Raw genomic sequence first — 16332 nt, forward strand, 5'->3', positions numbered from 1 at the left:
AAATTCTCTTTGAAGTGGTCAATATGCATGGTGTGCTCCCGAAAAAAGGGAGTATAAGATCATAGCGAGATGTTAACGTCAAATAGTGCGTCAAATTGTTCAAAAAACATTCACGATCTCGCCCTGAGGTTGGTGTCCTGTTAATATGCGCACTGGCAAAACCAACCATGGTTAATAAACCCGACCATGACACCAAGCTGCATACCAACCACCAAATTTGCCACCGAGCCGTTAATGACAAATACGGGCTTAAATCTGGTGAATAGTAATATGCATAAAAAAGTAACGAGCTAATGAGTAGACTGATTAAATAGGTGCGACGATGCAAAGCCAATGTTTGCCAAATCTGTCCGCTGTATATAAAACTCATACCCACAAAAAAGAACAACACAAAAAACAAACTTAATGACAGGTTTTCAATATGATGACTGTCATCGGGCATTAGGTATTTTGCCAAACCTCTCACTATGACCAACACCAGCCCTAACGACAATAATCCATATTGCGACTGGCTCAGGCGTTCAAGCCATTTAAGCCACACAGTTCCCGTTGCGCCATCTAAAAAGCGCTTAAACGGAATAGCCAGTAACATAAAAATCAGCAGAAACTCGATAAACCATAAATGATTGTTATCAAAAGACCACATAAGTTGGCCATAGGCTGATAACAATGACTCATAATCTGCGATATTTTCGATATAGTTTTGCGGCGGTACTATCAATATCATCCCCACCAGCAATGGTATAAATAACCGATGAAATTTACTGATCATAAATGATTTTGCCGACATTTTTTGCAGTAACAATAAACTACCAGCGCCTGCAATAAAAAATAACGTTTGCAGCCTCAACTGCTCAAAATAAACCATAATGTCGTCAAGCACTTTGCTGGACTCGTTATTTATTACATGCCAGCCATCACCATTGAATGGCATAAAAATGTGATGTAAAAAAACAGCAAATATCAATATCACCCGCAACCAATCAAGCTCAGAGTAACGTCTACTTTGGGGTAAAACCTTGTCCATAATCAATGCCTTCCTCTGGCTTATTCGTTTAATGGTATGCCGTGATGGCATACTGATATATATCAGTTATAAAAATAATAGTAAGGCTATTTTAGGGCATGAGTAGCATACGGCAACAAAACCCTAACTTTTTTATTAGGCCATACTTTTTGCAATACTTGGTTGATTAGCGATGACTCGCGCCACAAAGGCATTGACCGTAGCACTGTGATTAGTTGACTTGACATGCAACTGCGTCGCAATGGATTTATGCGCATCAGTAAGCGCCATAAAACTTAAACAGGCAGAACTTAAATAGGCAATATTTAACTCGCCCACCTGCCCTTGCTCTGCTCGCTTTACCTGGCTTTTAGCTTTTTCTGCCAAGGCAATAATCTGTTTGGCATCATGCAGTAACTGCTCACCTGCTGTCGTGATCATCACCTCTCGCGAGTTACGAATAAACAACAATACTCCAAGCTCATCTTCAAGCATCGCAATATCCCGGCTAATGGCGGGTTGCACAGTATTTAGCGCGCCGCGCCAGAAAAGCTTTGATGTGCTGCCACACTGATAAAGCTATTAAGCAATTTATTACCTCTTTTGTTGAGTTTATTCCTGGTGGAGTCTCTGCGAGATTTTATACCAGCATGTTATTAGCCAGCCTAGTCACGATGGCATTAGTTATCATGCAATACAGCAACAATAAACGCATTAATCAGTTCAAAACCGACAATACATAAACAATGGACGGCAGCCGTTTTGCCCGTAATCATCTTAAATTAGCGCTTTGACTCGTGCCAGTTGCGACTGAAACAACACGCTATCTTGATGCGACACGATATCGCTTTCGGTTATCCCTAAAGCGACTAACCGACAGGCTTCATCTGCTTCAAAGTGATAACCCAACGAATGGCGATTATCGGCATATGAGTCAACTAAATCATCGAGATGATATAAATGACACTCTGATGCTCTAAATGCATCAGGAATAACGATGTAGCCTTTATCGCCAATCAAATAAGCATTATTACTTAATCGACATTGAAATGAACTTGCGAGGCTTACCGCAACTTGTTCACTTTTACCGATAATAATCACATCATCTTCAACCCCCGTCTCACATAGCTGGGCTTGCACATATAAATCATCGATATCGGCGGCTAAAAAGTAGTCAGCAATAGCTAACGGGTAAATGCCCATATCAAGTAAACAACCACCAGCCAATTGTCGATTATATTCACGGCCATTTGCGCTGAAGGGAATGGGATAACCAAAGTCGACTTTGACATGTTTAAGCTGGCCGATTTTACCGTCATCGAGCCACTGTTTGGCCTGCTTCATTGCCGGTAAAAAATAGGTCCATAACGCTTCCATTAACAGTAACCCCTTTTGTTGTGCCAATTGGCACAACTGTTGGCATTCTTCAACTGACACTGTCATTGGTTTTTCGCACAATACATGCTTACCCGCCATTAAGGCATCATAAGCTTGTTGAAAATGAAAGTTATGTGGGGTGGCGATATACACAATATCGACATTGGGATCATCAAATAACGCTTGATAACCCTGGTATGATTTATCGGCCCCATATTGTTTCGCAAACTTATCGGCATCCGCTTGCTGACGAGCGGCAACGGCATACAAATGGCTTTGCGGTGAGAAAGCCAGATCTTGACAAAATAACGCAGCAATTCGCCCTGTACTGACAATGCCCCAATTTATTATTTTCATGAACACTCCATTTCAATGTCGGTTAATCCGCGTTACGTTAATGTCGAAATAAGCTTCATATTAGCACGTCGCCATTTAAAGGTTTGTACATGGCCACCTTAGGCGGAGCAACATCATTAAGTATCGACGACAAAGTGGGTAACTTTATGCCCGGTAAAGAAGCCGATTTTGTGGTGTTAGACTGGGCAGCTACCGATTTACAACAGCTGCGCTTTAGCTATTCAAGTGGCATTGAAGACAAACTGTTTGCAATTATTATGCTGGGCGATGACCGTAACATTTTTGAAACCTACGTCGCAGGTAAATCGGTGTACCAACGCGATACGCTTAACCCTAAATAAAAATTAAGACTCATTAATGACAACAATTTACCTTGTTGTCATTTTATGCGTTAGTGCACAAAAATTAACCATTCTTATGGTATGGTTAATATCGGATGTTAGTTTTAGGGGTGCTAAATATGCAAACTCTCACCAAAGAATACATCACCTCACTGTTACCTGAGCGCCCTGATAATAGCCATAAAGCGACCTTTGGCCATGTGCTAAATATTGCAGGCTCAATGCATTATCGCGGTGCAGCATATTTATCGAGTTTATCAGCACTGAGAACAGGTGCAGGTTACGTGACACTGGCCAGCAGCCCTGGTGTTTGTCAGAGCGTAAGCGCATTAACGCCCAACATTGTCATGCGCCCGTTACCGACTCGGCCCATTATTTACGCCGAACTCAGTACGCAAATGACCGATTCTGTGTGTATCGAATTACAATCAATCGACACTGAATCTATTGATGAAAAAGCAGTAGCACAGTTACATGATTTATTAGAGAAAGCCTCGGTTATCACGGTAGGCAGTGGCCTCGGTATTAGCCTAAGTAAAGATGAGTTTAATCTCTCAACGACACCATTAAGCGCCACGGCGATTGCTGAGGGAAATCATGGGTTTTTCTTTGCCTTGCTCGGCGCACTGCAAACTCGCCCCCAAAGTATGGTATTTGACGCTGATGCGCTCAATTTTATTAGCCATTTATTACATCATTTACAACCTCAAACACCCTTACGTTTACCCAAAAACAGTATTATTACCCCGCACCCTAAAGAGCTGGCACGCTTACTTAATATTGATGTTGAAGAAATTCAGTCTGATCGCGCTCATTACGCGACATTAGCAGCAAAACAGTTACACGCTATCGTGGTATTAAAAGGTCACAATAGCGTGATAAGCAATGGAGAATATGCCTTTATTAACCCTACAGGTAACAGTGCACTTGCCAAAGCTGGCACGGGGGATGTGTTAACGGGGATGATTGGCGGGTTTTGTGCTCAAGGCATGAGCCCATTAAATGCAGCTTGCTTAGGAGTCTATTTGCACGGATTAGCGGGTGATTTAGCCGCACAGGCATTAAGCGAATATTCAGTGCTAGCCAGTGACTTACTTGACTATATCCCGCAAGCCATTAAACACATAATGGCAGACTAAAACCAATCCACATTAGAATGTGCTCTTTTTGCAAAAATGATCAGGGCGTTATTCGCAGCAAGCTTTGAGGGCATAGTACTCTCGGTAACGGCTCCTGAGCTGTTCTACTTCATCCATGCTGTATCGTTAAGACAGGCCAACAAAGAAAGGCGTGCTGATAAGTTCGCCCTTCGGGGGGATCACAAACCCTATTATGGTTTTAAATGACTTTGATGTGGATGACTTTGATGTAGATGACTTTTATGTAGATGACTTTGATATAGATGACTACACCTACATTCATCTTCATTGTTCTTAGCCTCGTGACACAGCCTAAAATAGATCACTTTCTCATAAGGATTCGCATAACATCTGCACCGATAAAGGATGACTCCATATGAAAGAAGCACCGCAGCAGAGGATGAGCTTAGGTTAATGCATAAAACAATGTACATTAGTGATTGATGATTTTATAAGCCACTATATCTAGCGATTATGATGATTGTCTGCGCGAGCGCGTAGACTTAAAAATGCCAAGCCAAAATGCGATTTCAAGCAAGATGCCCATGACAATAAACGCCACTGCACCAGTTGCACTGCCAACAAAATAACAAACTAAGGCTAAGCAAATTAATGCTGCTAACAATAAATATTGGGTCACTGCTGTCATGTAAACTCCGTAAATTATATGGCCATTTAATCAAAAATACTTAATCAACAGCACTGTATCAATGAGACTACATCAACGAGATTGCATCAATGAGAGTGCATCATTGATGCTAAGAATCTAATCCATCAATGTAAAACATTACCATGTCACAAAAGCGACACGATATTCACATTAACACTATTTAATCGATGACATTCGCAAAAAGTGAACCTCTAAACAACAGTTTAACCGTATGGTATCGACTTGCTTTGATGAGTGAGCTTTCATCCTAAATTGTAGAATCACAGCATTTCACAACGAATCATTTAAGCATCAGACTAAATAAGAACTAAGCTCATTTCTTCATGGTAAGTTCGCATTGCACACATTAGTTTAGGGCTAACTAATATCATGTGCGCCATCAAGAGAGTACACAATGACAGTTTATTTACCGAAAAGCTGAAACTGTTAACAAACCTGCAATCATGCTAAGTTGATGAGTCAATTAGGCGTATTTTTGCACAACTGTATTGTTATGTTTATTCGTCAAACCCATTTGTTACCACTCAAGATTACATAGAATACTAACGATTAAGCCTAATGGTTATAGAAAATGGTTATAGAAAATGGTTATAGAAAATGGTGACAAACATTAATGATAAACAATAGTGACAAACAATAATGACAGACTACTCTACCCTCAGGTACGGAGCTCTATATGAAAAACAGATTTTTAATTGCTGGATTACTACTCAGTATCTCTGCATTTCAAACCTCTGCACAAGAACATTGCGGCACAGTGACTATCGCCGACATGAATTGGAGCTCCGCGTCGTTAATTGCCAATGTCGATCAGTTTATTTTAGAGCATGGCTACGGCTGCGACGCCACGCTAACACCAGGAGATACCATACCAACGAGCACCTCTATGGTTGAAAAAGGTCAACCCGATATTGCCCCAGAAATTTGGTGGAACAACGTCAAAGACCTAATGGATCGAGGGATCAGTGAAAATCGCCTTGCTGTTGCGGGTCATTCACTCACCAACGGTGGCGAAGAAGGGTTTTGGGTACCTAAGTACATGGTTGATAAAGTTCCGAGTCTGCAAACCATTGAAGGTATTATTGCCAACGCAGCGCTGTTTACCAATCCGGATAACCCAGAGCGCAGTGCTTTTTACGGTTGTCCTGTCGGTTGGGGTTGCCAAATTACCGCAACCAATCAATATCGCGCGTTAAAACTCAATGCTGCGGGCTTTGATTTAATCACCCCTGGCTTTGGTGCGGGATTATCAGGCTCTATCGCGCATGCTTATCAACGTAAACAACCTTGGTTTGGATATTATTGGGCACCAACGGCCATATTGGGAAAATATGACATGGTCAAAGTTGAGTTTGCGAACGAAAGCGATATCGCACATTTTCGCGACTGTATTTCAAAAGAAGATTGTGCAGAGCCTAAAGCAACAATGTATCCAGCGGCATTAGTACAAACAGTGACTACGGCTAAATTTGCGCAGCAATCGCCCCTCGCATTCAGCTATCTTGGTAAACGTGCTTTTACTAATGCTCAAATGAATCAGTTGTTAGCCTGGATGGAAGAAAATCAAGCTGATAGTCAGGCAGCGGCTGAAGCATTTTTCATTAACCATAAAGACATTTGGGTTAACTGGGTGCCCGCAGATATCGCTGCCAACATTCAACACGCAGTCGATACGTTAGTAAAACCAATCCGCATGAATATGTGACCACTCAGAATGCATCCAGCGTTTTTTGATTAAGGCGTCGTTATGAGGTAATAGTTATTACCTTTCACATAGCGAGATCGCAGAGTAACTGCCGCGGCGGTTAAGCGTGAAAGAGGAGCACCAATTGATAACGTTATATTATAAAATCAGCCGCCAATTCCACCAGATACTCGACTTAACGTTATTGTTTCAGCCACCCCGTTTGATTTCCTATCCCTGTAATGTCCACTGATTAATGCGGATTGGTATTACTCACAAAGCAAGCTGAAAAAGTCTTTAATCGCCATAGGTTTATGGAAAAAATACCCTTGAAATGCACAACACCCCATTGCTGTTAACGTGTCCACTTCAGCTTCTGTCTCTACGCCTTCTGCAATTAACTCTAACTTAAAGGTTCTGGCAATTAGCATCGTCGCTTCAACGATGGCTCGGCTATCATCACGTTTATCGATAAGCGATACAAAGCTCCTATCAATTTTAATTTTATCGACGGGTAAATGCTTAAGATAACTTAGTGAGGAATACCCGGTCCCAAAATCATCAATAGACAATTCAAAACCGATTTGTTTTAACGCTGTAATTTTAGATACCGCCAAATCAATATCTTCGAGCATGGCGCTTTCAGTCAATTCAAGTTCGATATCACTCACTTTTATGTGATGTTGACTAATCAGTGTGCTGATGCGGTCAATAAACTCTGCTTGGTAAAACTGTTTTGCGCTGACATTGATGGCTAATTTGATAGGCATTTTTAATGGCAATGTTTGCAATGTTTGAATGCATAAACACGCTTGTTCAAATATCCACTCGCCCAGCGGAATAATAAACCCGGTTTTTTCTGCAATTGTTATAAACTCATCTGGAGGGATAAAACCGAGCTCTGCATGTTGCCAACGGATCAATAGTTCTGCACCTATAATCTCACCATATTGATTAACTTGGGGTTGTGCCACCATAAAAAAATCATTTTGAATTAGCGCTTGTCGCATTTCGGTGTCGAGTAAATAACGACGTCGAGTTTGCTTTTCCATATCTTGCTGGTAGAACACCGAGCTAGTCCCGGTAGAGATTTTAGCCTTCGACATGGCCAAATCGGCTTGCAGATACACCGTATAAGCATCGCAACTAGTAGACGAAAAATAAGTAATCCCTATGCTGGCATTCACGTCAATACGTCGACCATCAATTTGATAATTTAATTCAAAGCATTGATGTACTTTTAGCAACAACAGATCAAGGTCTTTTTGTAAGTTCAATTGGTTTGGGCATAAAATAACAAATGCATTACCCGAAAAACGCCCTACCATTTCCTGCTTAAGGCATATTTGTTGTAATCGTTGTGCGACCTGGCAAAGCAGTTCATCACCAACGATATGTCCTAGAGAATCATTAATGTCTCTGAAATGGTCTAAATCAATATAAATTAACGCACCATGGCGATCGTGTTGAACGCATAACTCAATTTGTTGGTTAAGCACATTAATAACTTGAGTGCGGTTAGGTAAACCCGTTAGTTCGTCATGGAATGCAATAAAAGTCAGTTGCTGCTCGGCTAGTTTTCGGCGCTCTACTTCACTCACCACTCGTGAATGCTGTAAAGAAGCACGGCAAACATAGAACAAATCTTTTACTGCTGGTGTAATAGCATTAATCACTTGCGGCGGTAAGGGAATGTCACAGCGTTCAAGTACAAAGAACGTGTGATCGATGAACGCGAACAGATGATAATAAGTCCCTTGATGGACGACGTGCTTAGTGATCACGTTATCAATCCTTGGCTCATTCAATAACTGGGTAAAAAAATCTTTAATTTCTGGAACTTGCTCAGGATAACACGCCGTAACATTTGGCATACAAATCCGCCCTAAATGATTGCACGTCATCTCATTGGGAGTAAACAAGTCACCTGACATTTTAGTCGGCATATACAAATAAGCCGCTCTAACGGATAAACGACGAATACACGTTTCCATGTAGCGCCGGCACAATGACCTTATATCAGTATTCACATTTAGGCTGCGAGTGATTTCATACTGTATTGATACAAGTTCTAATGTGGCTAAGTTGGCGGTAGAATTAATCACACTAAAGCCCCCCTAGCACGATGGTTTTATTAAGAAATTGAATGGCACCTTGGTCAGTATTTTTTATCTCACCAATAGATAATACTCCAGCCAATTTTTTCCCCACTGGCATCTGTGCATTAATGGCATTGAGTTCTAACTGATATTCATCATTTAAAAATAATGCTCGTGAAATACAATCAATCAGCACCACATAATGCATTTGCTCAGCCGTGTTTGGCTGTAGTTTTTGCGCAAATTGTTTACCTGCATCGCTGGCTGCCGTAATTAAAATATCTTTAGTGGCATTAAGAATATACACCAAACTGTTTTCAGCAACATTACCCACACACACAAGACTATTACCGTTAACTGCAATAATATCTCTAACTAAATACTCTTCATTTAATTGTTTTAAACCAAAAGGATAACTATGTATGTGTTGGGCAATTTCATCTTGTGTGATGTCCATACCACTCACTGTGGATATTGCATCACTATAAATATCTGCGGCGGGTTGGTAATTTAGACTATAGATTATGTTGTCTTTGGCTTCGGTGACTAAATAAGGACCTGCAACTTGAGGTAAGTCATGCTTGCCTTCTACTTGCAATTTAACGGTATTGGACAAACAAAAGATAATTGCGGCATTGCTAAAGCAGCCCTGTTCATTAGCCACACACATATTGAAGCGATTATTAAGATCTCCAACACCTGCGCCAATCAATATCCTGTCACTGCCAAGGTTTTCATAAACTGTTGCAATAAAGGGCTCTACTGCAGGGCTTAATCCATCAACAAAAATACCTGCAGAACCCAAGGTACCATTTGAGGCAACAAACTGTTGAAGTTGTTGGCATAAAACATCGTGACTTGCGGCAATATCTGGGATTAATAAACTGCATATTTTATCTTTAAAGCCAAGCACCAACACGCCTTTATAACTGTAATGATCTTCAAATATCACGCCAGGAATAATACAAGCATTGAGCGGCACAGGTGTGGCCGCAGCAATACCAGGAATAGATTCAATATGCAGTGTGGACTGAGAACCCATTAACACTAAAATATATTGTGCTTTTTGACTAACGGTATGAGCAATTAATGAAACAACATCATCCTCTGTTGCCTCATCTAAAAATTCGATATTGGTGAATATAATTGTCATTACTTATCTGAAATTCCCTATCATCAAATGGCTTCATTATCATAGTTGATAATGGCATATTCTTAGCACGACAAATAGTGAATTGTGGCTTTCATCACATCATCTAATGAGCATAATTCACACTACCCTCTAATGACCTGCTTCATTTCAAATTTTGTATCAAGTACTTAAGTGACGTGAGTGAGTTCAATGCTTGTATGAGAAATAAACGAAAAGAGTAAAACATAACACGTCACCCACTGACTATAGGTGACGTTATTGTCACTTTTAAAATAAAATAGAGTCGCGTTTATCTACCCAAGTAACGTTTCTAAGCATTGCTCTTTGATGCCGTAAAACGCTTTAATATCCGCAATTTGCTGTAAAATTGCACTGTTGTCACGGGGTTGCTTACGTTTTTGCGCCAAGATCATTTTGTTTTTGCTGGTGTGTTCAAGGGAAATAAACTCAAACACTTGCGTGTCGTAACCGTGAGCTTCTAACAATAATGCGCGTAGGCCGTCGGTGATCATTTCAGCTTCTTGACCTAAATGGATCCCATGTTGTAATAATGGTGCCAGTAACTGCGGGCTTTGCATTTGTGGGCGAATTTGTTTATGACAACATGGCGAACACATAATAATTTCCGCACCGGTTTGGATGCCCATGTGCAGCGCGTAATCAGTAGCGATGTCACAAGCATGTAAGGCAATCATGATATTAATGCCCTGCGCCTTAAAGTGTTGCACATCGCCCTGTTCAAACTTAATCCCAGTTAATGCTAGCTTCGCAGCCGTTTGATTACACAAATCAACTAACCCTTGGCGAAGCTCTACTCCAGTTACCTGGGTTTTCACCTGTAACTTATCGATAAAATAGTCATGCACCGCAAAGGTTAAATAGGCCTTACCTGAGCCAAAGTCTGCAATATGCACTTCATTTTTATCGGCTAAGCCGGTGTTATCAATGGCACGTGATAACACTTCAATAAACTTATTGATTTGCTTCCACTTTCGTGACATCGACGGAATAATCTCGCCCTTAGCATCGGTAATACCTAGCTCGCGTAAATACGGACGATGTTGTTCTACAAAACGCTTTTTAGCTCGGTTGTGTGACATTGCATCATCATCGACGCTAATCTCTTTTTCGCTGGCTTTAGGGGCATTTTTATTGCGATATTTATTGATAAGCACTTTACCCTTTTTACTGATGCTCAACTGCACTTCCCACTCATTAGTCATTAAATGGGCGCTTTGAAAATCACTCTCTAACCATTGCTGGCAAAGGTTGCCAACATCGGCAAGTTCAACATTTTTGGTAATATGATTGGTACGGTATTCATATAAACAAGATGCAAGCCGCTGACCTTTAAGTTCAACACTGCGCACAGCAATGCGAGTCAGCTCTTTATCGTCGCCACGGTATTTTGAAAACACTAAGCGTTGTAACGTGTTGTCAGTTAACGCGTTAACACATTCTTGTACAAAGCCATTCAGTTCGAGGGGGGTTACGTTTGACATTAAAATCTCGTTTACATTAAAAAATTAAAGCGGTATAGCACAAATGATCCTAGCGCATCTCATCTTAGTGCATCACCTGCGGCTAATGCTGATGTCCTATTCTACACCATCTAGCCGATACAACTCTCCTATTGATATCATTTCTCTGTACAGAATGATCCATGGTTTATGCACAAAAGAAAATGGTTGGAACTGATAAGTAAAATGTCAAATGCTTGCCTGCGCGCAATACCGGCTATATTAAAATAGCAATGCAAATACAGGTGCAGTAATGACCATCGCAATGCCGGTAAAAATCATGGTTAAACTGGCAATAACCCCCTCTTCTCGGCCAATTTGATTCGCTTTAGCCGCACCTGCGCCATGGGCAGATGCGCCTAATGAAATCCCTCTTGCCAAGCTACTTTGTATTCTGGCAGCTTTAAATAACGGTTCACAAATTAGCATGCCCATAATTCCGGTCACTAACACCAACATCGCGGTAAGCTCAGGTATACCACCAAAAGCACTCGTGGCTTCAATAGCAAATGGCGTTGAAACAGAACGCACAATTAAGCTTTTAGATAACTCCGATGGCATATGAGTAAAGTGGACAATCATCCATGAAGAGCCAACACCTAAACATAAACCAACGATTACACCCACACTGATGGTGAGCGGATAACGTTTAATCAACGCCCTTTCTCGATAAATCGGCACTGCAAATGCAATAGTTGCTGGCGCTAATAATGCTGGCAACCAATGGGTAAACTGAAAATAATCTTCGAGTGGGATCTTAAAAATCACAACTGTGAGTAATATTAATGTAGGTGCCATGATAATGGGCGCAAACCATATCCGTTGTTGACGTAAATAAAGCTGCTTACTGATGTAATAGCCAGCCAAGGTGAGTAATAAACACAATATACCTAACGATGAACCACTCATAACACCCCCTATATCCATTGCATTAACTCACTGACTATCTAAGCTGAAAACGCAGTGATGTGATGTGGTTTAAACGTTGTTGACGTTCAAATTTAAATAACTTGTCGACGACAAATGCGGTACCCAATAACACGCTGGTGCTAGCAAGTAACATGCACACAATTAGCTCAACACCGTAGCTTTCGAGTATTAATTGATATTTAGTCATCGCAACTACGGGAGGAATAAAAAATAATAGTAAATCGCCGATTAACCATGCTGAGCCTTTATTCACTGCTTTTTCAGGCACCCAGCGACAGGACAACAGTAATAATAACAAGCCCAAACCAATCACACTGCCAGGAATAATCGAGTGCACAGATTGCGCAAACCATTGGCATATCCATGCAAATAAACACAAGCCGACAATTTGAAAAAATAAGGTCGTTTTGCACTTTAACAAGCTTAGATGGGCGTTTAATGAAAATGTCATGTTGAATTACACTGTAGTTTTAATTAATAACTGAAGTTTACTCTTGCTTAATTTATAAAAAAAATGAATATTAATAATCAAATGCATCACCTTTGGTTATACAAATGGATCTTAAAGCACTGCATTATTTCACTGAAGTGGTCAACGCTGGCGGTTTTGCTAAAGCGTGTAACCGTGCATTTGTCACCCAACCTGCGCTTTCTAAAGCCATTCGTTTGCTAGAGGAAGAGCTTGACATGATGTTGTTAGAGCGAGGAAAACGCGGAACGCAAATCAGGTTAACAGAAGCCGGTCACGTCGTTTATCGCCATGCCTCAAGATTAATAGAAGGACGCCAACTCATGTTAAATGAGTTAGACAGTTTACGTAACTTGAATGGCGGCGTACTTAAACTAGGCTTAGCTCCGCTAGGGAGCGCTGAGCTATTTGCCCCTGTCATAGCAAAGTTTAGGCAGTTACACCCTCATATTGAATTACAACTTTTGGTACGTGGTGGTGTAGAACAAACTGTCGCACTACATAAAGACGAAATTGAATTAGCGACAGGTATTATTGATTTTGATGATGAATTTGATGGCATTCGAGTGCGCGATGAGTCAATGGTTGTTGTGCTGCCCGCGGCCCATGCATTAGCAAGTAAACAAACACTACAACTGAGTGATCTCAATAAATTAGCTCAAGTCATGTTTGAACCAGAATATGCATTATATGAATTAGTATTAGGCGCTTGTGCCAAAGCCGGTTTTACACCAAAAAATATCACCCGAGTCAGCCATGCTGACTTTGGTATTGCCCTCGTTGCGGCTGGCACTGGCGTAATGATACTGCCTAAAATTATTGCAGAGCGTTATCGGGTTAATGAGGTGGTTAATATTCCATTAGCCAGTGCCGACTTACGCTGGGAGTTATCATTATTTTGGCGTAAACAAAAACACTTATCATTTGCTGCAAAAGCCATGCTTCAGCTCGTTAAACAACATTTGAGCCAATTAGAAAATACCTATTAAACCAAAGAACAGTAAACATACTTGTATTTAAATAGTGTAGTAGCGAACTTATAATCAGGGTAAGAGCATTATCTTGACCAACCGATTGCGTCCGTATATGTCTATCTAATTTGTATCAAATAGGTCGTCTTAAAAAATAGTTTATATGAGTTGAGCAAATATACATCAATCAAATTTTGGGCTATTGTAGTTTAAGTACCTCCTAAACTTTGTTAAATATTGCTTAAGTAAACTATAAGCATTTTGCTTAAGATACAAAAGAGACCATAAAAATCAACAGATTAAAAATATCACCTTACTTTTATGTTAAATTAACATCAACAATCCGGTCGATGATTAATTGCGGTGAAAAATCGGGGTCTGTTGTTAATTTTGAAGCAATTCAAAGCATCAACATGATTTGTTTGTTTTTAATTGCAGGCAGTCTTTTCTATGCAGTGCAATGGTGGGTATTCGGCTTTTATTCATTAATGCTGCTAACACTGCTGTTTTGCATTAGTTATGTATTTAGTTTTGTGTGGATGCGAGTAGGAAAGCCAAATTATGCGGCATACCATTGCCTTATTATTGCCATTCTTCATTTTATCGCCTATTCAACTGTTATTTTTAATCGTGATTCTGGTTATCAATGGTTTTTAATCGCAATTATTCCAGCCTCTTTTTTGATGCTCCCCTCAGCTCCCCGATGGCATCATCTTATGTTTTCGCTTATTGCGATGTTCGGCATAATGGTGAGCGAAACGGGCATATATGGCGATCCTCTTCTTACATTCCCAGCCGAATTCTGTACGTTATCAATCTTAATCGGAGGGTTATTCTTAGTAATAGGACTTAATCTGACAATGCAAATGTGTAACCATTCACTTGATAAATATCAATCTAAACTGATCACCTTGGGGCAAAAAGATGAGCTCACAAATATTGCTAATCGCAGATTTTTTATGTCTACAATTGAACAGTTCGCTGAAAAAGAGGTAGGGAACTACTTTATTTTAACTTTGGATTTAGATCATTTTAAAAAAATCAATGACCAATATGGACATGCTGTAGGTGATAAAGCGTTAATTAATGTTGCAAAAACAATCAATGACATGATTGCTCATGGGACATTACTCGCACGCCTAGGCGGCGAAGAATTTGCAATATTGCTGCATTGCGACACCAACGAACAGGCTATCAATATAAGTAACGATATCAGGCAAGCGATAGCAGAACAATCGATCATTACAAGCGACGGAGAGAACATTAACTGCACAGCAAGTATTGGCATCGCGCCATTAACCCGAGATTTCTCAGTCTCGATGCAATTATCTGACAAGGCACTATATCGAGCCAAGGCAAATGGCCGCAATTGTGTCGTTTTGATCAACACTATCCCCGAACAACGATAAATTATGAATATCAAAACCGATTTACTTACAGCAGATGAAGCGGACTATGGCATACCAGCAAGCCGGATATTTGCGTTAGTTTTATTGTGTATCAACATTGTATTTATAAGCTATTTCTTCTACAGCGACTATCAGATTATCGTATTAATGGATGCGATTTTCATGGTCCTTTTTATTGCACTATATGGGCTGTCTTTTACTGCTTATGCACTGTTGATTAAAGAATCCTTGATGGTTCTGGCATTACTGCAAATTATGTTACTTTCAGTAGTATTTATCGGCAGAGATTCGGGGATGCATTTATACACAATAGGTATGATACCTGCGACGTATATTTTTGTTTCACGGCGACAAATTTGGCCTCGAATAAGAATTGCCACATTATGTTCCTTGGGATTAGTTTTTGCTGAAACTCAAACCTTTATTAAGCCAGTCTATATAGTGCCTCAGCATGAACTTATGGCCATAAAAATCATGGTTATTATATCGGTGTGCGTAATTGTTTTTAGTTTTTTCTTACTCTTTTTTAACTATATTCAAGATAAGAACACACAATTAAAAACACTGTCAGAAGTTGATGAACTCACAAAAATTGCCAATAGAAGGTTGTTTATACAGCATCTTCAGGATCATACTAAAGAGACTATAACCCATAGTTTATTACTCATAGACATAGATCATTTTAAGCTCATTAATGACCAGTATGGTCATGCAGGCGGAGATGAAGTGCTAAAACATGTTAGTGCATTGATGCGCTCTTTTTGTCACCCTAACGACTTAGTAGCAAGGCTCGGTGGTGAAGAGTTTGCTCTCTTTTTATCTAATACAACACTAACGCAAGCCATCACTCGCGCTGAGCACCTTTGCAAAACAATTGCAGATACACCTACAGATACAATTCTATTTTCACAACCTATTCCCTGTACCGTCAGCATAGGTGTAAACGTGTTAACTAAAGATATTAAAACGAGTTTAGGCAACGCAGACAAAGCAATGTACTCAGCAAAAATGAAAGGTCGCAATCAAGTTGTAAGCTCTAATTAATATTATTTTTTAGATATTCAGGGAAAAGGGATACTCTGGTCACTCACCTAAACTGAACGTCGCTTGTATTGTTATACCAAGTATTAGCCTTAATCACCCAGTAGCAGAGCCATGACAACATATTCAATAGCAACGATATATCCCCATGTTGTGTCTTTTGCTC

16 protein-coding genes are annotated in these 16332 nt (G+C 40.2%); 7 read left to right on the plus strand and 9 right to left on the minus strand.

Annotation, left to right across the window (positions count from 1 at the left end):
- The coding region (locus AC19MX_RS19350; protein WP_498299540.1) for an acyltransferase family protein at positions 1 to 1027 on the minus strand (1027 nt) is incomplete at its 3' end.
- A gap of 135 nt (positions 1028 to 1162) precedes the next feature.
- The gene (locus AC19MX_RS19355; RefSeq protein ID WP_498299541.1) at positions 1163 to 1531 is read right to left on the minus strand and encodes a LysR family transcriptional regulator; all 369 of its coding nucleotides are present in this window, start codon (positions 1529 to 1531) and stop codon (positions 1163 to 1165) included.
- A 32-nt stretch (positions 1532 to 1563) separates the two neighbouring features.
- Between AC19MX_RS19355 and AC19MX_RS19360 the strand changes: the two genes are divergently transcribed.
- Positions 1564 to 1749, plus strand: coding sequence for a hypothetical protein (locus AC19MX_RS19360; protein WP_498299542.1), 186 nt, complete (start codon positions 1564 to 1566; stop codon positions 1747 to 1749).
- 34 nt (positions 1750 to 1783) lie between these two features.
- On the opposite strand, the gene AC19MX_RS19365 is transcribed toward AC19MX_RS19360, so the two are convergent.
- A complete protein-coding gene (locus AC19MX_RS19365) occupies positions 1784 to 2740 on the minus strand; it encodes a Gfo/Idh/MocA family protein (RefSeq protein ID WP_498299543.1) in 957 nt (318 codons plus the stop codon).
- A 59-nt stretch (positions 2741 to 2799) separates the two neighbouring features.
- Between AC19MX_RS19365 and AC19MX_RS19370 the strand changes: the two genes are divergently transcribed.
- Positions 2800 to 3081 carry an amidohydrolase family protein gene (locus AC19MX_RS19370; protein WP_498299583.1) on the plus strand — a complete coding sequence of 94 codons (282 nt, stop codon included), beginning with the start codon at positions 2800 to 2802 and terminating at the stop codon, positions 3079 to 3081.
- A gap of 119 nt (positions 3082 to 3200) precedes the next feature.
- The gene (locus AC19MX_RS19375) at positions 3201 to 4220 is read left to right on the plus strand and encodes an NAD(P)H-hydrate dehydratase (protein WP_498299545.1); all 1020 of its coding nucleotides are present in this window, start codon (positions 3201 to 3203) and stop codon (positions 4218 to 4220) included.
- 472 nt (positions 4221 to 4692) lie between these two features.
- Here the strand turns inward: AC19MX_RS19375 and AC19MX_RS19380 are convergent, their stop codons facing one another.
- Positions 4693 to 4869, minus strand: a complete 177-nt coding sequence (locus AC19MX_RS19380; RefSeq protein WP_498299547.1) for a hypothetical protein — start codon at positions 4867 to 4869, stop codon at positions 4693 to 4695.
- Between the two features lie 697 nt (positions 4870 to 5566).
- On the opposite strand from AC19MX_RS19380, the gene AC19MX_RS19385 reads away from it, so the two are divergent.
- The gene (locus AC19MX_RS19385) at positions 5567 to 6595 is read left to right on the plus strand and encodes an ABC transporter substrate-binding protein (RefSeq protein WP_498299548.1); all 1029 of its coding nucleotides are present in this window, start codon (positions 5567 to 5569) and stop codon (positions 6593 to 6595) included.
- 248 nt (positions 6596 to 6843) lie between these two features.
- On the opposite strand, the gene AC19MX_RS19390 is transcribed toward AC19MX_RS19385, so the two are convergent.
- From AC19MX_RS19390 to AC19MX_RS19410, 5 genes are all read right to left on the minus strand, one after another.
- Entirely contained in the window at positions 6844 to 8679 is a 1836-nt protein-coding gene (locus AC19MX_RS19390) for a putative bifunctional diguanylate cyclase/phosphodiesterase (RefSeq protein ID WP_498299550.1), read from the minus strand.
- 1 nt (position 8680) lies between these two features.
- Entirely contained in the window at positions 8681 to 9826 is a 1146-nt protein-coding gene (locus tag AC19MX_RS19395; protein ID WP_498299551.1) for an FIST signal transduction protein, read from the minus strand.
- Between the two features lie 293 nt (positions 9827 to 10119).
- Positions 10120 to 11328: a class I SAM-dependent methyltransferase gene (locus AC19MX_RS19400; RefSeq protein WP_498299553.1), complete on the minus strand. Its 1209-nt coding sequence runs from the start codon at positions 11326 to 11328 to the stop codon at positions 10120 to 10122.
- 240 nt (positions 11329 to 11568) lie between these two features.
- Entirely contained in the window at positions 11569 to 12255 is a 687-nt protein-coding gene (locus AC19MX_RS19405) for an LrgB family protein (protein ID WP_498299555.1), read from the minus strand.
- A gap of 34 nt (positions 12256 to 12289) precedes the next feature.
- A complete protein-coding gene (locus AC19MX_RS19410; protein WP_498299557.1) occupies positions 12290 to 12727 on the minus strand; it encodes a CidA/LrgA family protein in 438 nt (145 codons plus the stop codon).
- Between the two features lie 104 nt (positions 12728 to 12831).
- Here AC19MX_RS19410 and AC19MX_RS19415 point away from each other — a divergent pair, with 104 nt between their 5' ends.
- The 3 genes from AC19MX_RS19415 (at position 12832) to AC19MX_RS19425 (ending at position 16169) form a co-directional block, all read left to right on the plus strand.
- Positions 12832 to 13734, plus strand: a complete 903-nt coding sequence (locus AC19MX_RS19415) for a LysR family transcriptional regulator (RefSeq protein WP_498299559.1) — start codon at positions 12832 to 12834, stop codon at positions 13732 to 13734.
- Positions 13735 to 14129: 395 nt separating this feature from the next.
- The gene (locus tag AC19MX_RS19420; protein WP_498299561.1) at positions 14130 to 15125 is read left to right on the plus strand and encodes a GGDEF domain-containing protein; all 996 of its coding nucleotides are present in this window, start codon (positions 14130 to 14132) and stop codon (positions 15123 to 15125) included.
- A 3-nt stretch (positions 15126 to 15128) separates the two neighbouring features.
- Positions 15129 to 16169, plus strand: a complete 1041-nt coding sequence (locus tag AC19MX_RS19425; protein ID WP_498299562.1) for a GGDEF domain-containing protein — start codon at positions 15129 to 15131, stop codon at positions 16167 to 16169.
- The last annotated feature ends 163 nt before the right edge of the window (positions 16170 to 16332 follow it).

Source organism: Shewanella sp. MF05956, from assembly GCF_059758055.1.

Coding starts and splice junctions, on each gene's coding strand:
- AC19MX_RS19405 (WP_498299555.1), bottom strand. CDS start 12,255: ATGAGTGGTTCATCGTTAGGTATATTGTGTTTATTACTCACCTTGGCT.
- AC19MX_RS19410 (WP_498299557.1), bottom strand. CDS start 12,727: ATGACATTTTCATTAAACGCCCATCTAAGCTTGTTAAAGTGCAAAACG.
- AC19MX_RS19385 (WP_498299548.1), top strand. CDS start 5,567: ATGAAAAACAGATTTTTAATTGCTGGATTACTACTCAGTATCTCTGCA.
- AC19MX_RS19360 (WP_498299542.1), top strand. CDS start 1,564: ATGTGCTGCCACACTGATAAAGCTATTAAGCAATTTATTACCTCTTTT.
- AC19MX_RS19420 (WP_498299561.1), top strand. CDS start 14,130: ATGATTTGTTTGTTTTTAATTGCAGGCAGTCTTTTCTATGCAGTGCAA.
- AC19MX_RS19415 (WP_498299559.1), top strand. CDS start 12,832: ATGGATCTTAAAGCACTGCATTATTTCACTGAAGTGGTCAACGCTGGC.
- AC19MX_RS19400 (WP_498299553.1), bottom strand. CDS start 11,328: ATGTCAAACGTAACCCCCCTCGAACTGAATGGCTTTGTACAAGAATGT.
- AC19MX_RS19375 (WP_498299545.1), top strand. CDS start 3,201: ATGCAAACTCTCACCAAAGAATACATCACCTCACTGTTACCTGAGCGC.
- AC19MX_RS19380 (WP_498299547.1), bottom strand. CDS start 4,869: ATGACAGCAGTGACCCAATATTTATTGTTAGCAGCATTAATTTGCTTA.
- AC19MX_RS19425 (WP_498299562.1), top strand. CDS start 15,129: ATGAATATCAAAACCGATTTACTTACAGCAGATGAAGCGGACTATGGC.
- AC19MX_RS19365 (WP_498299543.1), bottom strand. CDS start 2,740: ATGAAAATAATAAATTGGGGCATTGTCAGTACAGGGCGAATTGCTGCG.
- AC19MX_RS19395 (WP_498299551.1), bottom strand. CDS start 9,826: ATGACAATTATATTCACCAATATCGAATTTTTAGATGAGGCAACAGAG.